At 71.5% G+C, this 14,926-nt stretch carries 14 protein-coding genes; 5 read left to right on the top strand and 9 right to left on the bottom strand.

What is annotated here, in order from left to right:
* Positions 1 to 85 precede the first annotated feature (85 nt).
* Positions 86 to 1,516 carry a DUF4192 domain-containing protein gene (locus tag OG514_RS22600; RefSeq protein WP_266897523.1) on the bottom strand — a complete coding sequence of 477 codons (1,431 nt, stop codon included), beginning with the start codon at positions 1,514 to 1,516 and terminating at the stop codon, positions 86 to 88.
* A 141-nt stretch (positions 1,517 to 1,657) separates the two neighbouring features.
* On the opposite strand from OG514_RS22600, the gene OG514_RS22595 reads away from it, so the two are divergent.
* Both OG514_RS22595 and OG514_RS22590 read left to right on the top strand, forming a co-directional pair.
* On the top strand, positions 1,658 to 3,841 hold the full coding sequence (locus tag OG514_RS22595) for a RecQ family ATP-dependent DNA helicase (protein WP_266897521.1): 2,184 nt from the start codon (positions 1,658 to 1,660) through the stop codon (positions 3,839 to 3,841).
* A 228-nt stretch (positions 3,842 to 4,069) separates the two neighbouring features.
* Entirely contained in the window at positions 4,070 to 4,699 is a 630-nt protein-coding gene (locus OG514_RS22590) for a hypothetical protein (protein WP_266897519.1), read from the top strand.
* 75 nt (positions 4,700 to 4,774) lie between these two features.
* On the opposite strand, the gene OG514_RS22585 is transcribed toward OG514_RS22590, so the two are convergent.
* The 3 genes from OG514_RS22585 to OG514_RS22575 form a co-directional block, all read right to left on the bottom strand.
* Positions 4,775 to 5,395, bottom strand: coding sequence for a hypothetical protein (locus OG514_RS22585; RefSeq protein WP_266897517.1), 621 nt, complete (start codon positions 5,393 to 5,395; stop codon positions 4,775 to 4,777).
* Between the two features lie 106 nt (positions 5,396 to 5,501).
* Positions 5,502 to 6,212 (bottom strand): ribonuclease HII, encoded by a 711-nt coding sequence (locus OG514_RS22580; RefSeq protein WP_266897516.1) that lies wholly within the window; start codon positions 6,210 to 6,212, stop codon positions 5,502 to 5,504.
* 127 nt (positions 6,213 to 6,339) lie between these two features.
* Positions 6,340 to 6,957 (bottom strand): TetR/AcrR family transcriptional regulator, encoded by a 618-nt coding sequence (locus OG514_RS22575; protein WP_266897514.1) that lies wholly within the window; start codon positions 6,955 to 6,957, stop codon positions 6,340 to 6,342.
* A gap of 133 nt (positions 6,958 to 7,090) precedes the next feature.
* Here OG514_RS22575 and OG514_RS22570 point away from each other — a divergent pair, with 133 nt between their 5' ends.
* On the top strand, positions 7,091 to 8,644 hold the full coding sequence (locus OG514_RS22570) for an MFS transporter (RefSeq protein WP_266897512.1): 1,554 nt from the start codon (positions 7,091 to 7,093) through the stop codon (positions 8,642 to 8,644).
* 104 nt (positions 8,645 to 8,748) lie between these two features.
* On the opposite strand, the gene OG514_RS22565 is transcribed toward OG514_RS22570, so the two are convergent.
* Genes OG514_RS22565 through OG514_RS22555 form a run of 3 tightly spaced genes read right to left on the bottom strand, consistent with a single transcriptional unit; the run spans position 8,749 to position 11,973 of the window.
* Positions 8,749 to 9,657 carry an ADP-ribosylglycohydrolase family protein gene (locus OG514_RS22565; protein WP_266897510.1) on the bottom strand — a complete coding sequence of 303 codons (909 nt, stop codon included), beginning with the start codon at positions 9,655 to 9,657 and terminating at the stop codon, positions 8,749 to 8,751.
* A 12-nt stretch (positions 9,658 to 9,669) separates the two neighbouring features.
* On the bottom strand, positions 9,670 to 10,329 hold the full coding sequence (locus OG514_RS22560) for a histidine phosphatase family protein (protein ID WP_266897508.1): 660 nt from the start codon (positions 10,327 to 10,329) through the stop codon (positions 9,670 to 9,672).
* Between the two features lie 33 nt (positions 10,330 to 10,362).
* On the bottom strand, positions 10,363 to 11,973 hold the full coding sequence (locus tag OG514_RS22555) for an ABC-F family ATP-binding cassette domain-containing protein (protein WP_353962703.1): 1,611 nt from the start codon (positions 11,971 to 11,973) through the stop codon (positions 10,363 to 10,365).
* A 137-nt stretch (positions 11,974 to 12,110) separates the two neighbouring features.
* On the opposite strand from OG514_RS22555, the gene OG514_RS22550 reads away from it, so the two are divergent.
* The gene (locus OG514_RS22550; RefSeq protein ID WP_266900928.1) at positions 12,111 to 12,695 is read left to right on the top strand and encodes a TetR/AcrR family transcriptional regulator; all 585 of its coding nucleotides are present in this window, start codon (positions 12,111 to 12,113) and stop codon (positions 12,693 to 12,695) included.
* A 42-nt stretch (positions 12,696 to 12,737) separates the two neighbouring features.
* Here the strand turns inward: OG514_RS22550 and OG514_RS22545 are convergent, their stop codons facing one another.
* On the bottom strand, positions 12,738 to 13,343 hold the full coding sequence (locus tag OG514_RS22545; RefSeq protein WP_266897504.1) for a YdbC family protein: 606 nt from the start codon (positions 13,341 to 13,343) through the stop codon (positions 12,738 to 12,740).
* Between the two features lie 42 nt (positions 13,344 to 13,385).
* Positions 13,386 to 14,216 (bottom strand): arylamine N-acetyltransferase, encoded by an 831-nt coding sequence (locus OG514_RS22540; protein ID WP_266897502.1) that lies wholly within the window; start codon positions 14,214 to 14,216, stop codon positions 13,386 to 13,388.
* A 142-nt stretch (positions 14,217 to 14,358) separates the two neighbouring features.
* On the opposite strand from OG514_RS22540, the gene OG514_RS22535 reads away from it, so the two are divergent.
* Entirely contained in the window at positions 14,359 to 14,889 is a 531-nt protein-coding gene (locus tag OG514_RS22535; protein ID WP_266897500.1) for a TerD family protein, read from the top strand.
* Positions 14,890 to 14,926: the final 37 nt, after the last annotated feature.

Genomic DNA, 14,926 nt, shown 5'->3' with positions numbered 1-14,926 from the left:
GGGCGGCCGGCGGAGTGTCGGCGGGACGGTTCGGACGACTCCGCCAGAGAGCTGAACGCGCCGACGGGCGGCCGGGTCACGGTCCTCATCGCCCGCTCCTGGTGCCGCGCTGCCCACCATGCCTCGGGGACCCGCTCTCCGGCCTCCCCGTGGCGGGTCCGCCGGGCCGCACTCCGGCCGCCGAACGGCGCTCCCCTCCGCCGGTCTGGCGACCGGGCTTCCGGAGGGTCCTGCGGCTGCTCTGCGGGCGAGCCGTGCGTGCCCGGAGCCGCCGGGAGGTGGCGGGAGCGGCCCGGTCCGAGGCGGTCCGACCGTCCCGCTCGGTCCGCAGACAGGATCGGAGCGACTCGGGGTCGAGCCCTTCGTTGCACGCCTGATGGAGCAGTCGGGCGAAGACGTATTCGGGGTCGGCGTCGAGCGCGAGTCCGAGTGCGACCCGGGCGGTCGGCTCGTCGCCGGTGGACCAGGCCACCCAGCCCGCGAGGGTGAGCGGCGCGGCGGCGTGCTCCTGGTAGGGGGCGACGCAGCGCCGGGCCAGTACGCGCCAGAGGCGCAGGGCGACGGTGCCCTCCCAGCCCTCCATCCATTCGGCGGCACGGTCGCGGGTGACCCGGTCCTGGAGACCGAGGATCAGCGCGGCCGCCTCCCCGGCCTCGACCAGGGCGTCGTCGGCCGCGTCGCCCTCGACCGTTCCGACGACGGCCCTCCCCGTGGTGGTCGGCCCCGGCAGTCCCGTCAGGTTGCCGGTACGGCCGGCCGGGTTCGCCTCACCCTTCGGGTTGACGAACCTGCGGAGGACCTCTCGGGCGAGTCGCAGCGTTGACTCTCGTACCTCCTCCCGCCCCTTGCCCTCGGCGCCTTCGAGGATCCGGGGGACGATCGAGGCGGCCGTCGCGTCGAGTGCCGCGCGCTGCTCTTCCTCCCCGGGCCCGCCGGTCGGCTTGAACCGTCCCTCCATGTCTCGCAGCGAGCCCCGCACCTGGACTCCGGCGTACGCCGCGGCCGCGGCCATCACCGACGTACCGCTGAGCGCGAGCGGGGTGCCGTCCGGCGGACAGCAGCGTGCGTCGGGGCAGCAGTAGGAGAAGTAGAGCCCGTCGGAGATGCAGAGGGCCTCGTAGACCGGGATGTCGAGGGCGCCGCAGGCGGTGCGCAGTCGCTGGGCGAAGGGACGCAGTCGTTCCATGACCCGGCGGCCCGTCTCGCCTGCTCCGGGGTCCTGGCAGAGGAAGACGACGATGCCGTCCGGTCGGGTGCCGCTCTTGCTGGCGCCCTCGACGAGGCATTCGGCGAGGTGATCGGCGGTGGACGCCCATTCGCGGGGCGAGCGGGGAATGCCGAGCCTGACGCGGCCGCCGAAGCGGCCGTGCTCGCCGTGGAGGGCGACCAGGACGACGGAGTCGGTGGGGTGGAAGCCCAGCACGAACGGAAGGGCGTCGGCGAGTTCCGCCGGGCCGCGCAGGGTGATCTGCTGGGTACGGGAGAGTCCGCTGGATTCGTGGTGATTCGCGTTCATGGTCAGGACGGTCTCGTGATCTCCCGAAATCCGAAACCCCTGTGGATAACTCCCGGAACGGGGCTTCCGTCGTCCCGCAGAGTTGTCCACAGGTTCGGCGCTCATTCGCGCGATGTCCGAGGCATCGGGTTGCATGGAGGCATGACCCACGCAGACTCCCTGGAAGACCGAGCCGCGCTCCGGACCGCCGCCGATGCCGTGCTCGCCCGTCTCGTCGCGGATCCGACCGGCAAGGCGAGACTGCGCGAGGACCAGTGGCGGGCCATCGAGGCCCTGGTCGCCGACCGGCGGCGGGCCCTGGTGGTGCAGCGGACCGGCTGGGGCAAGTCGGCCGTGTACTTCGTGGCGACCTCGCTGCTCCGCGAGCGCGGCAGCGGCCCGACCGTGATCGTCTCCCCCCTGCTCGCGCTGATGCGCAACCAGGTGGAGGCGGCCGCGCGGGCGGGCATCCGCGCCCGGACGATCAACTCGTCGAACACGGAGGAGTGGGACACGGTCCAGGAGGAGGTGTCCGCCGGCGAGGTGGACGTGCTCCTGGTGAGCCCCGAGCGGCTCAACAACCCCGACTTCCGCGACCAGGTGCTCCCCCGGCTCGCGGCCGCCACCGGGCTGCTCGTGGTCGACGAGGCGCACTGCATCTCGGACTGGGGGCACGACTTCCGGCCCGACTACCGCCGCTTGCGCACGATGCTGGCCGACCTGCCGTCCGGAGTTCCGGTGCTCGCCACCACGGCCACGGCGAACGCCCGGGTGACGGCGGACGTGGCCGACCAGCTGGGTACGGGCGCCGGCACGGACGCCCTGGTGCTGCGCGGGCCGCTGGACCGGGAGAGTCTCAGCCTGGGCGTGGTCCGGCTGCCGGACGCGGCCCATCGGCTCGCCTGGCTGGCCGATCACCTCGGCGAACTGCCCGGCTCCGGAATCATCTACACGCTGACGGTCGCCGCGGCCGATGAGGTCACGGCCTATCTGCGCCAGTGCGGGCACACGGTCTCCTCGTACACGGGCCGGACGGAGAACGCCGACCGGCAGCAGGCGGAGGACGATCTTCAGGCCAACCGGGTCAAGGCCCTCGTGGCGACCTCGGCCCTCGGCATGGGCTTCGACAAGCCCGACCTGGGCTTCGTGGTGCACCTCGGGTCGCCCTCCTCCCCGATCGCCTACTACCAGCAGGTCGGCCGGGCGGGGCGAGGCGTGGAGCACGCGGAAGTGCTGCTGCTTCCCGGGCAGGAGGACGAGGCGATCTGGCGCTACTTCGCCTCGGTCGCCTTCCCGCCCGAGGAGCAGGTGCGCCGCACGATCGACGTGCTCGCGCAGGCGGGCAGGCCCTTGTCCCTGCCCGCCCTGGAACCCCTGGTGGAACTGCGCAGGACCAGGCTGGAGACGATGCTCAAGGTCCTCGACGTGGACGGGGCCGTCAAGCGGGTCAAGGGCGGCTGGGAGAGCACCGGCCGGCCCTGGGTGTACGACACGGAGCGGTACGCGTGGGTGGCCCGGCAGCGAGCGGCCGAGCAGCAGGCGATGCGGGACTACGCGGCGTCGACGGGATGCCGGATGGAGTTCCTGCGCCGTCAGCTGGACGACGAGGAGGCGGCGCCGTGCGGTCGCTGTGACAACTGCGCGGGAAGCCGGTTCGATCCGAAGGTGTCCGACGCGGCGCTGGACTCGGCCAAGGGCGAGCTGGGTCGGCCGGGCGTGGAGGTCGAGCCCCGGAAGATGTGGCCGACCGGGCTCGCTGCCGTCGGGGTCGATCTGAAGGGCCGTATCCCGCCCGGCGAGCAGGCTTTCGGCGGCCGGGCCCTGGGCCGGCTCTCGGACATCGGCTGGGGCAACCGGCTGCGTCCGCTCCTGGCCGACAGCGCCGCGGACGGTCCGGTTCCGGACGATGTCGTGCAGGCGGTGGTCCATGTGCTCGCCGACTGGGCCAAGGGGCCCGGCGGTTGGGCCTCCGGGGCGCCCGGCGCGCCTGCCCGGCCAGCCGGCGTGGTCACCATCGCCTCCCACCGCCGGCCCCGGCTGGTGGGTTCGCTCGGGCAGCGGATCGCCGAGATCGGCAGGATGCCGCTGCTCGGCGCGGTGGAGTACGCGCCCGAGGCGGAGGAGTCGAGGCTGTCCCGAACCAACAGCGCCCAGCGGGTGGTCGGGCTGCAGCGGACCCTGACGGTCTCCGCCGAGCTGAGCGGCCGACTGGCCTCGGCCGGGGGGCCGGTCCTCCTCGTGGACGATCTGTCGGACAGCGGGTGGACCCTGGCGGTGGCGGCCCGGCTGCTGCGGCGGGCCGGAGCGGAAGGGGTGTTTCCGATGGTGCTTGCCGTCCAGGGGTGAAACAGGAGGGGAAACGGGGAGTGAACAATGGGCAACTGGGCAGGGATATGAAAGGCATACCGACGCAATCCCGTCAGCGGCCTCAATTGCTCGTTGCCGCTCGCGCACGGGCCAGCAAGAATTGGGAAACCGCCTAACACGCCCCGTCAGCGGTCCGGATGGGCTGTGCCGTGGTGCGCCCTCACCCGACCTTGCCCGCCTCGCGGGCGCGTATCCGAAGGGAGGACCGTGACCCTCGGATTCGCTCCGCCCACAGCCACCTCGCTCAGATCTTCGTCCGAGTCCGCCAACCGCCTCGCTCGGATACTCGAACCGGCGGAGTGGTCCGCGGCGGGGATCCCTCTCCTGCGCAACCCGCGTGAGGTCGTCAGCGGCCTGCACTCGCGCCACACGCCCACGCCCTCGACGGCGGTCCTCGCGATCCTGGATCACGAGGAACGGCTCGCCGCCAGCGCCTCGTTCGTCCGACGCCCCGCCCCGGCGGACGGCTGGGAGTTCCGCAACGCTCTGCTCGCGCATCTGCGGCGGGTCATTCCGCACGACCTCCGCCGGCGCGCGCCCGTACGGACCGCGGTCCTGCTGTACTGCCGCGAGGGTGACGAGCGCTGGACGGAGGAGGACGGAGCCTGGATGTGGGGGCTCCGGGACGCCTGCACCCTGCACGGACTCCGCTGCGGCGCGTACATCACGCTGACCCGAGGGGGTTGGCAGGTGCTCGGTGAGGGCCGCGTCGGCCGTCGTCCGAGTTCCGATTCACTTCCGCTGCCGCTCGGAGAGGAGCCGTCCGAGCTCGGCCGGCTGACGCCGAGGACCGCGAGCGGCGCGACCGAGCCCCTGCGCCGGGTCGCCGCACGCTGACCGCGTGGACGACACCGGCCCCCGCCGGGCCGAGTTCGGTCCGGCGGAGGGGCTGTCGGTCGGAATCGGGGTCGGTCAGACTCCGGCGCCCGCTCCGAGGAGCGTCGTGACGCGCTGCGGGTCACCGCAGACGACGAGCAGAGCGGCGGCACGGGCCATCGCCGACGGCAGGGCCTTGGCGGCCGTCTCGTCGTCCCCACCGTTGAGGGCGACGATCACCACGGGACGGGCGGTCGCCCGCTCCACGGAGGCGGCGTCCGCGAAGAACACGTCGTCCCCGGTGGCCTGCTGGGCCCAGTAGGCGGCCTCGCCGAAGGACAGCTCGTGCGTGGCCCACGGGTGCGGGTCACCGGTGGTGAGCACCAGGACCTCTCCCGGTGCCCGTCCGCTCTCCAGAAGCAGGTCCAGAGCCTCTTCGGCGGCGTCGAGCGCGCCATCGACAGGGGCCGGGATCAGCTGGAGCTGCGGCGTGGATCGCTGATCGGAACGATTCTCCAGGGCGTTCGCCGGAGACGGCCCGGCACCGGGGTGCGGGCGCTGCGCCGGCGCCGCGGGCCTGGCAGGGCCGGGAACGGGGCGTCCGGGACGCGGTGAGGCCGCGGAACGCGGGCCGGGTACGGGACGGGGGGTCGACGCGGTGGCGCGGGGACCCTGGGCGCTCTCGTGAATCTGAGGCTCCTCGGGGATGAGAGGCATGAGTGGATGTCTATCAAACGCCGCTGCGCGAGGCACCGGCGGGTGGGCACACATGTGCACCCCGACCGCGTGGGAGCCCCTTGGGCGGGGTCCCGCGACCGGAAGTTCAGAAGTCGAAGCCGAGTTGGCCCCCGCTCTCCAGCGCGGCCGCCTCGGCGGAGAGACGGACCTTTTTGAGGTGGCGCCACCTGGGCATCGCGTCCAGGTACGACCAGGAGAGTCGGTGGTGAGGGGTGGGCCCCAGCTCTTCGAGCGCCGCTTTGTGGACCGGCGAAGGGTAGCCCGCGTTGGCCTCGAAGGCGTACGCCGCGTACCCCTCGGCCCCGATCCCCAGCTCCGCCATGACGGCGTCCCGCCGGACCTTGGCGATCACGGAGGCGGCGGCCACGGCGATGCAGGACTGGTCGCCCTTGATCACCGTACGGACCTGCCAGGGGCTGCCGAGGTAGTCGTGCTTGCCGTCGAGGATCACGGCGTCGGGCCGCACGGGGAGGCCTTCGAGGGCACGGACGGCCGCGAGACGCAGTGCGGCCGTCATGCCGAGCTCGTCTATCTCCTGCGGGGAAGCGTCGCCGAGGGCGTAGGCCGTGACCCACTTCTCCAGCTCCGCGGCGAGTGCGGTACGGCGCTTGGGGGTGAGCAGTTTGGAGTCGGTGAGCCCTTCGGGCGCCCGGCGCAGGCCGGTGACGGCCGCGCACACGGTGACGGGGCCGGCCCACGCCCCGCGTCCGACCTCGTCGACTCCGGCGACGATCTTGGCGCCGGTGGTGGCTCGGAGCGATCGCTCGACGGTGTGGGTGGGTGGTTCGTACGGCATGGCGCCTGACAGGTTACGCCGCTTGGTGCCGGGTGCGATACCCGGTTTCCCCTCGGGCGCCCGAGGGGCCTTCGTGTCGCGCCCCCGGATCCGTGCGCGCCGCCCCTCGGAGGCCGTCCCGGCGGGGTCAGACACGCAGCAGCGGCACCATGATCCGGTCGACCAGATCGGCGAGCTCACCGTCCGGCCATTCGCTTGCGCACACCTTTGATCGGTACATCATCATGGCGGGAATGACGTCGATCACCAGGTCGTTGTCCGCTTCCGCCCGCACCTCGCCCCGTGCGATTCCGCGGTGCAGAACATCCCGGAAGAGTCGGGCCGAGGGCTCGACCACCCCCGTGACGATCAGGCCGTGGAACCTCTCGGCGGCCTCGGCATCGCATTCGTGAAGCACAGCGCGCAGGGCGAAGCCTGGCTTGGAGTACATGACGTCCCTGACTCGACGGCAGAGCTCGTAGAGATCCTCGCGCACACCGCCGAGGTCCGGGGCCTCGTCGAGGGTCGGCAGTCCGGCCTGGAGCGCGTCGGCGACGAGGTCTTCCTTCGAAGGCCAGCGCCGGTACACCGCGGCTTTGCCCGTCTGCGCGCCGACCGCGACACCCTCCATCGTCAGACCGTTCCAGCCGACGCTGCCCAGCTGATCGAGTGCGGCCTCCAGGATCGCCCGTTCGAGTACCGGACCGCGGCGTCGCAGCGACGCCCCTTCCGGCCGGGCGGCGGCCGCGGAGCGCGAAGTAACCATCAGGATCTCTCCGTTGAGGCGATGTCATGTTGTCGGCAGCGCCCAGTGAACGGTTGCGTTCACTGAGGGGGACTCACTACCGTGGTGAACAGTGAACGGGTGCGTTCACTAATTCTTCCGTGGGGGATCCATAGTGACAACATCTCCGGTGGGCACACAGACCAAGGACGGGCCTGCTCGCGCCGGAGGTCGGCCGGGTATCGCCTTGACCGTCATCGCCGCCTGCCAGCTGATGGTCGTCCTCGACGCCACCATCGTGAACATCGCACTGCCGCACATCCAGGACGCGCTCTCCTTCTCGACCACCGACCTGTCGTGGGTGCTCAGCGCCTACACGCTCACCTTCGGCGGTCTGCTGCTCCTCGGCGGACGTGCGGGGGACATCCTGGGGCGCCGCCGGGTGTTCATGGCCGGCATCCTGCTCTTCACCTTCGCCTCGCTGCTCGGAGGCTTCGCCCAGGAGCCCTGGCACCTGCTCGCCGCGCGTGCCCTGCAGGGTGTCGGCGGCGCCATCGCCTCGCCCACCTCGCTCGCGCTCATCACCACGACGTTCCCCGAAGGGCCGGAACGCAACCGGGCGTTCGGCGTCTTCGCCGCCGTCTCCGCGGGCGGTGGCGCGATCGGTCTGCTCGCCGGCGGCATGCTCACGGAGTGGCTGGACTGGCGCTGGGTCCTCTTCGTGAACGTCCCCATCGGACTGCTGATCGCCTTCCTGACCCCGCGCTTCATCGCCGAGTCCGAGCGCCACCCCGGACGGTTCGACATCGCGGGGGCCGCGACCTCGACCCTGGGCATGGCCGCGCTGGTGTACGGGTTCATCCGGGCGTCCGAGAAGGGCTGGGAGGACGCGCTGACCGTCGGCTCGTTCGTCTCGGCGGTCATCCTGCTCGTGGCCTTCGCGCTCGTGGAGTCGCGCGCCAAGGAACCGATCACCCCGCTCCGGATGTTCGCGGACCGCAACCGTTCGGGCACGTACATCATCATGCTCAGCCTGTCGGCCGCCATGTTCGGCATGTTCTTCTTCATCGTGCTGTGGGTCCAGGGCGTCCTGGGGTACAGCCCGATCCAGTCCGGGCTCGCCTTCCTTCCGGTGACGGTCGCCATCGTCACCGGCGCGGGACTCGCGCAGCGGCTGCTGCCGGTCCTCGGCCCCAAGCCGTTCATGGTGAGCGGTTCGGCGATCACCGGTGCAGCTCTGTTCTGGCTGACGTTCATCACCTCGGACAGCAGCTACGTGAGCGGCGTCCTGGGCCCGATGGTCCTCTTCGGCTTCGGCATGGGCCTCAATTTCGTGACGCTTACGCTCACGGCCGTCTCCGGAGTGGCCCAGCACGAGGCGGGAGCCGCGTCGGGCCTGCTCAATGCCACACAGCAGGTCGGCGGTTCGCTCGGCCTGTCCATCCTGGTCACGGTCTTCGGCACCGCCAGCCGCGAGGAGGGCGAGAAGCAGATGCCGGGCTTCCTCGCGATCTCGACGCCCGAGCAGCAGGCCGAGGCCATGAAGACGCAGGAGCTGCCCCCGCCCTGGGGCCACGAGGTGCTGACCGCGGGCATCTCCTCGGCCTTCACTGCCGCCGTCGCGATGGTGCTGATCGCGCTGGTGACGGCCGTCCTGATGGTCAGGGTCCGCAAGAGCGACCTGGAAGCACTGAGCGGCCGAGCGGAGGCCGCCGGGCCGGTGGCCTGAGCGGACACCGACGGCCCCTGAACCCGGCACAGGGTTCAGGGGCCGTCTTGATGCTTCAGACCATCACGCCCACCCGAGGCCGCTGCGTCGGGCCGCGTGCTGCTTCAGGCCGTCGCGACCGAAGCCCACTCCGGAAGGTCCTCGGTCTGGCGCAGCCACTCCGCCGGCGGTGCCCCGGTCGTCGCGGCGGCCACCACGCCCCCGGCGATCGCGCAGGTCGTGTCGACGTCGCCACCGACCTGAGCGGTCGTCCAGAACACCCGCTCGAAATCGCCGAGGCCACGCGCCGCCGACCACAGGGCGAACGGAACCGTGTCGTGCGCGCTCGTCCGCCGTCCGCTGCCGAGGACCGCGGCGACTGTGCCGGCATCTCCGTAGTCGAGCATGTCGCGGGCCCGGCGCAGCCCCGCCCCGACCGCACTGCGCGGCACCAGGGCGATGACCCCGTCGAGCAGCGCCTCCGGAGTGGGTGGCCCCGCCGGGTCTGCGGCCAGCGCGGCCGCCGCGGCGACGGCCATGGCTCCGACCACGGCCTCGCGGTGCTGGTGGGTCGTGTACGCGGAGATCTCGGCCTGGTGCGTCGCCTGCTCCGGGTCGTCCGCGTACCAGGCGCCGAGCGGGGCGATCCGCATCGCGGCGCCGTTGCCCCAGGAGCCCTGCCCCTGGAAGAGCGCGGCGGCCAGCTCCCGCCAGTCGCCCCCCTCCCTGATGAGCCGGAGCATCCGGTTGACGGCCGGACCGTAGCCCCGGTCGAAATCGTGGTGCTGAGCGAAGGACATGGCCAGGGCGTCCTGGTCGATCCGTTCGTGACGGGCGAGGACGGCCAGGACGGAGCAGGCCATCTCGGTGTCGTCGGTCCACTGCCAGGGGCCGTCGGGAAGCTCGCGCCGCTTCAGCAGGGGGTAGTTGGCGGGTACGAAGAACTGGGAGCCCAGGGCGTCTCCCACGGACAGCCCGCGCAGGCTGTCCAGGGCGCGGTCGAAGCGCCGGTCGAGTGAGGAGTCAGCGGTCATCGGTCTGCCACTCTAGCCGGTAGGGCCGTACGGTTCCGGGGTACGCCAGCGTTCGAACGGCCGGTCAAGACGGTATCTCCCGTCCTCGCCGAGCAGGAGGACGCGGGTCTCGGCGTTGCCGGGATTCGACAGCGACTCGAAGTCCGCGACCGACCAGTGGAACCAGCGCATGCAGAACAGGCGCATGGTCAGCCCATGGGTGACGATCAGGACGTTGGGCGGATGGTCGGGCGCCTCGAAACTGCGGTACAGGCTCTCCAGGAACGCCCCGACCCGGTCGTAGACGTCCGCCCCCGACTCCCCCTGGGCGAAGCGGTAGAAGAAGTGCCCGTACGCGTCCCGGTAGGCCTTCTGCAGCCGTACGTCCTCCCTCTCCTGCCAGTTGCCCCAGTCCTGCTCCCGAAGGCGGGGCTCCTCCCGCACCCGGACCTGCTCCGGGGGCAGCCGGAAGGCACGCAGGGTCTCGTGAGTGCGTCGGTACGGCGAGACATAGACGCTGATCGCCTCGTCCCCGAAGAGCTCCCGCAGCCGCTCCCCCGTCTCCTCCGCCTGCCGCCACCCTGTCTCCGTGAGCCGCAGGGCGTGGTCGGGCTCCCGTTCGTACACCGTGTCATCGACATTGCCCTCGGACTCTCCGTGCCGTACGAGAACGATGCGCCGCGGTCGTGCCATACCCCGACCCTAGATCGCCGGTCCCGGGCCGGCTCAGCCGAGTAGGCGCCCGGAGTCCATCCGGCGTATGTGCCCGGTGAAGCGATGGCGCAGCGCACGGTCGTGCGAGACCACCACGAGTGCTCCCTTCCAGTGCTCCAGGGCCTGCTCCAGCTCCTCCACGAGGTCCAGGGACAGATGGTTGCCCGGCTCGTCGAGCAGGAGGAGGTCGGCGGGCCGGGCCAGCAGCCGGGCGAGCGCCAGCCGGCGGAGCTGGCCCGCCGAGAGACCATCGACCGGCACGCTCAGGTCGGCGGGCCGGAACAGGCCGTACGACAGAAGCAGTTCGGCCCGCTCGTCCTCGGGGAGGGCGAGCCCACGCCCGAAGCAGGTGAGCAGTCGCTCCTCCGGGCGTCGCACGGTGACGTCCTGGGCCAGGTACCCGACCCGTCCGGCGCGCCGGACGTCCCCGGTGTCGGGGCTGACGGTCCCCGCCATGATCCGGAGCAGCGTGGACTTTCCCGCGCCGTTGCCTCCGTGGACGAGCAGCCGTTCCCCTGCCCGGACGGTGAGCGTGTCCACGGCGAGACGGTCCGCGATCCGCACCCCCGTCAGGGCGACGAGCGTTCCCTCGGCACCGCCCGCCCGGGGCCGGGCGGTGAACGAGAGGGGCGGGGGCGGCGGGGGTACCGGCTCCTCGCGGAGTCGTCTCAGCCTCTCCCTGGCGTTGCGGACCCGCCCCGAGACGGAGGCCTGGACGCGGCCTGCAGCCCGGTCGAACGCCATTTTGTTGTTGTCCTTCATCTCCCTCCCGGGTGCGACACCGCGAGCCGTGGTCGAGGCGTATGCCTCCAGCCGTGCCGTCTCCTCGCACCACTCCGCGTACGCCTCCTCCCAGCGTCGCCGTGCGGCCACCCGTGCCGCGCGATAGCCGGCGTATCCGTCGCCGTACCGCACGAGCGCACGGCGGTCGGCGTCCACCTCGACGATCGCGGTGGCGACCCGCTCCAGGAAGGTCCGGTCATGGGAGACGGCCACAACGGTGCCGCGGTGCGCGAGAAGGGCGCCCTCCAGCCAGTCGAGCGCCTGCGCGTCGAGGTGGTTGGTCGGCTCGTCGAGCAGGAGCACTTCGGGGCCGGCCGCGACCGCGCAGGCGATACCGAGCCGGGCCAGCTCGCCGCCGGAGAGGCTGCCGAGTATCCGCTCGCGCCCCGTGCCGGCGAGGCCGAGTCCATGAAGGGCCTTGTCGATCCGGGCGTCCGCCTCGTACCCGCCGCGCAGCTCGTAGGCGGTGAGGAGTTCACCGTACGCGTCGAGCTCCGCTCCGTCCGCCGCGTCGAGTCCCGTTTCGAGTGCGCGCAGCCGTCGCTCCATGGCACGGAGCTCGGCGAGCGCGGCGTCGATCGCGTCACCGACGGTGGCAGCGGGAGGCAGCTCGGGAGTCTGCGCGAGCATCCGCAGACCACCGCCGGCGACGGTGACGACCCTGCCCTCGTCGGGCTGCTCCGCCCCGGCGAGGAGGCGCAGCAGGGTCGACTTCCCCGCGCCGTTCTCCCCGACGATCCCGATCCGCTCCCCGGGGCGCACGGAGAGCGAGACCTGGTCGAGAAGGAGTCGTTCACCACGGGACACGACGACGTCGTGCAGTGAGATCTGAGTGGGCAAGGGCGCCTCCATACATAGACCGTCAAATGCAACTTCGATCGCATTAAGCCGAGTGTGGCACACTCGAACCCCTAACGCAACGGGAGTAGCAATTGAATGACTCGACTGAGGAGCGCACCACTCCGGCGCCCGGCAGCATGCGCCCCGGCGGCCGCACCGCCCGTACCAGGGCAGCCGTCCGCGACGCCGTCCTGACCGGCCTGTCCGAGCACGGCTACCCCGCTCTGACCGTGGAGTACGTGGCGGAGCACTCGGGCGTCCACAAGACGACGCTCTACCGCCGTTGGGGCAGTGTCGAAGGCCTCCTGGCCGACGCGCTCGACCTGGCGAGCGAGGACTCCTGGACGCCGCCGGACACCGGGAGTCTTTCCGGAGATCTGCGCGCACTCGCGCACGAGGTCGTCGACGCCTTCGGCGACCCCGCGGCCGGCGCCGCCCCGACGGCGTTCGTCGGCGCCGCATTCCAGTCCGCGCGCGCCGCCGATGCCCTGCACACCTTCTACGCCGAGCGCTTCCGGCGCTGCGAGGCGGTCGTCTCCCGGGCCGTCGCCCGCGGCGAAGCGCCGCGGGACACCGACGCGGGGGCCGTCGTCCGGGCGGTCTCGGCTCCCCTGTTCCTCCGCCTCTTCGTCACCCGCGAACCGATCGACGGCGCACTCGCGGACCAGGCGGCACGCACGGTTCTGGCGGGGGTCGAAGCGGGCGCGTTCGTCCCGGCCTAGTCCGCCTCAGACCACCTCACCGTCTCGGGCCGCCCCGGCGGCTCAGACCGTCCAGGAAGCCTCGAGCTGCACCACGTCCCCGGCCAGCGCTGCCACATCGGCCGCGGTTCTGGCCCGCAGCCCGAGCCGCTCGATCCGCTCCACCCGGTACTTGCCGTGCTCCGCGGCCGACTGCCACATCGACAGGACCAGGAACTCACTCCCGGGCGCCTCACCGAACAGGCCCCGCAGCATTCCGGGGGACCCGGCCATCGCCGGGTTCCACACCTTCTCCTGCATGAGCGCGAAGTGCTCGGCGCGGTCCTCGTGGACACGACAGTGCGCCACCCGGGCCACGTCGGCGTCGGAGAACCGCGGTTCGAACCCCGTCTTCACGTCGAAGCGGTGATCGAACAGCTTGACCTGGATGTCCTTGTAGGTACCCATCTGGGCCGCCGCCAGGCGATCGTGCGAGCGTGCCATGAACGAGTCGTAGAAAGCCCGGCTCTCCCAGAACGCGAAGATATGGGCGACGTCCGGCCGAGCCCGGCTCCACCCTCCGCCCTGGCCCCGGAATCCCGGCTCACCGAGCAGCCCCGCCCATTTCCGCTGCCCCCGCTCGAACCCTCGACGGTCCATCACGGTGCAGCGAATCCACTTGACCAGCACCGCGCCATCGTACGGGGCCGATGACCGCCCCGGCAGACCTCGTCAGGCTCCCGCCGGGTGCATTCGCTCCAGACCCGCGCGCTCCTCCTCGTCCAGTTCGATCCCAAAGTCGCCTTCGAGCGCCGTGATCAACTCGCGCACCGTCAGGATGCGTTCCTCAGTGACGCCGTCCGTCCGCACCGTCGACAGCGTGTCGCGCACCAACGCCCTGCGCACCTCCGCGCCTGGCTGCTGGGCCACGACCTGACCGAGGAAACGCGACTGCGGATGGCTGGAGCTGTAGTGGTTCATGACAGTGAAGTCACCGGGGTAGAGGGTCTGCGGGGAGAAGGCGTACAGATCGGTCCAGCCGTCCGGACGCAGGGAACGCAGCACGTGGATGCCCTCGTCCTCGGCGCCGATCCCGAACGTCCAGCCGCTCTGCTCGACGCGCGCCCCGTCGCGCAGGGGCACCGGTTCGATCGGCCCCTGCCATCCGAAACCGACGTCGGCAAGCCACTGTTCGCCCTGGATCGTCACGACGAGCAGCGCGTGCGTGACGGGCGGCAGCGCCGCGCCCCGCGACCGGTTGCGTGCTCCGCGCCCGGACACCGTGAAGCCGATCCGTTCGAGGACGGCTGCGAACAGCGAGTTCTGCTCATAGCAGTAGCCGCCGCGCCGCCTCTCGACGAGCTTGTCCTGCAGGCTCTTCAGGTCCAGAGGCACCGGTCGCCCGAGGGCGACGTCGAGGTTCTCGAACGGAATGGCCCGTACGTGCGCCCGGTGAAGGGCCGTCAAGGTGCCCAGAACAGGGGCAAGTTCCCCGTCCCGCCCGATCTCGTATCCGATTCGAGCCAGATATGCGTCGAGATCCAGCTCCTCACCACTCCACAAACCGCTCTCCCCCTCAACCCTCGGGTCCGCTGTCGTAGCCCCATGACACCATGAGCAATCGGCCTAGGACCACGGGCTTTTGAGCGGGTCGACGGTACGACGCGAGGCGTGCGCGGGGGCGTGCGCGGAGAGGGGAAGCACCATGAGCGGACTCAACAAAGGGGTGAGCCGGGTCGAGGTGACGCTCAAATGGGACCCGGCCCCGATCGGCGCGCCCGCCCACGACCTGGACCTCGTCGCCGGCGTCTTCACAGCCGATGACCCGAACGGAGCGCCGGTCCATCTGGTGCACTTCGGCAGCCGCTCTCCCGACGGCACGATCACGCTGCACCGCGACAGCCGTACGGGCCAGGGATTCGGCTACGACGAGGCCATGACCCTGGAGCTGGACCGGCTGGCACCTCGGTACGCGCGCGTGGTGGTGGGAGTCGCCATACAGCAGGGTGGCGGGCGGCGGACCTTCGGCGACATAGCGAACACGGGCATACGGGTCCGCGAGGGCTACACGGACCTGCTGGTCCACGACTTCGCGGACGTGCCGGACGCCCTCTCGGCGACGGTCGTGGAGTTCACCAGGGACGGCGCCGAAGGATGGACGTACCGCCCGATCAGTCATGGCTTCGAGGCCGACCCCCGGCTGTTCGGCACCGTGCTGGGTTCCGTACGCCCCTGAAGCCCCGGACATCCGGACCCGGACACAGTGAAGGGGA

It is taken from the genome of Streptomyces sp. NBC_00572, assembly GCF_026341815.1.
Taxonomy (GTDB): Bacteria; Actinomycetota; Actinomycetes; order Streptomycetales; family Streptomycetaceae; genus Streptomyces.
Note: the sequence above shows the minus strand (reverse complement) of the source record. Positions and strands in the feature narration are given on the sequence as shown.

Excerpts from the sequence above, each read along its gene's own strand:
- OG514_RS22575 (WP_266897514.1), bottom strand. The coding sequence starts at position 6,957 with ATGGTTACTTCGCGCTCCGCGGCCGCCGCCCGGCCGGAAGGGGCGTCG.
- OG514_RS22560 (WP_266897508.1), bottom strand. The coding sequence starts at position 10,329 with ATGGCACGACCGCGGCGCATCGTTCTCGTACGGCACGGAGAGTCCGAG.
- OG514_RS22600 (WP_266897523.1), bottom strand. The coding sequence starts at position 1,516 with ATGAACGCGAATCACCACGAATCCAGCGGACTCTCCCGTACCCAGCAG.
- OG514_RS22535 (WP_266897500.1), top strand. The coding sequence starts at position 14,359 with ATGAGCGGACTCAACAAAGGGGTGAGCCGGGTCGAGGTGACGCTCAAA.
- OG514_RS22565 (WP_266897510.1), bottom strand. The coding sequence starts at position 9,657 with ATGACCGCTGACTCCTCACTCGACCGGCGCTTCGACCGCGCCCTGGAC.
- OG514_RS22580 (WP_266897516.1), bottom strand. The coding sequence starts at position 6,212 with ATGCCGTACGAACCACCCACCCACACCGTCGAGCGATCGCTCCGAGCC.
- OG514_RS22585 (WP_266897517.1), bottom strand. The coding sequence starts at position 5,395 with ATGCCTCTCATCCCCGAGGAGCCTCAGATTCACGAGAGCGCCCAGGGT.
- OG514_RS22550 (WP_266900928.1), top strand. The coding sequence starts at position 12,111 with ATGCGCCCCGGCGGCCGCACCGCCCGTACCAGGGCAGCCGTCCGCGAC.
- OG514_RS22595 (WP_266897521.1), top strand. The coding sequence starts at position 1,658 with ATGACCCACGCAGACTCCCTGGAAGACCGAGCCGCGCTCCGGACCGCC.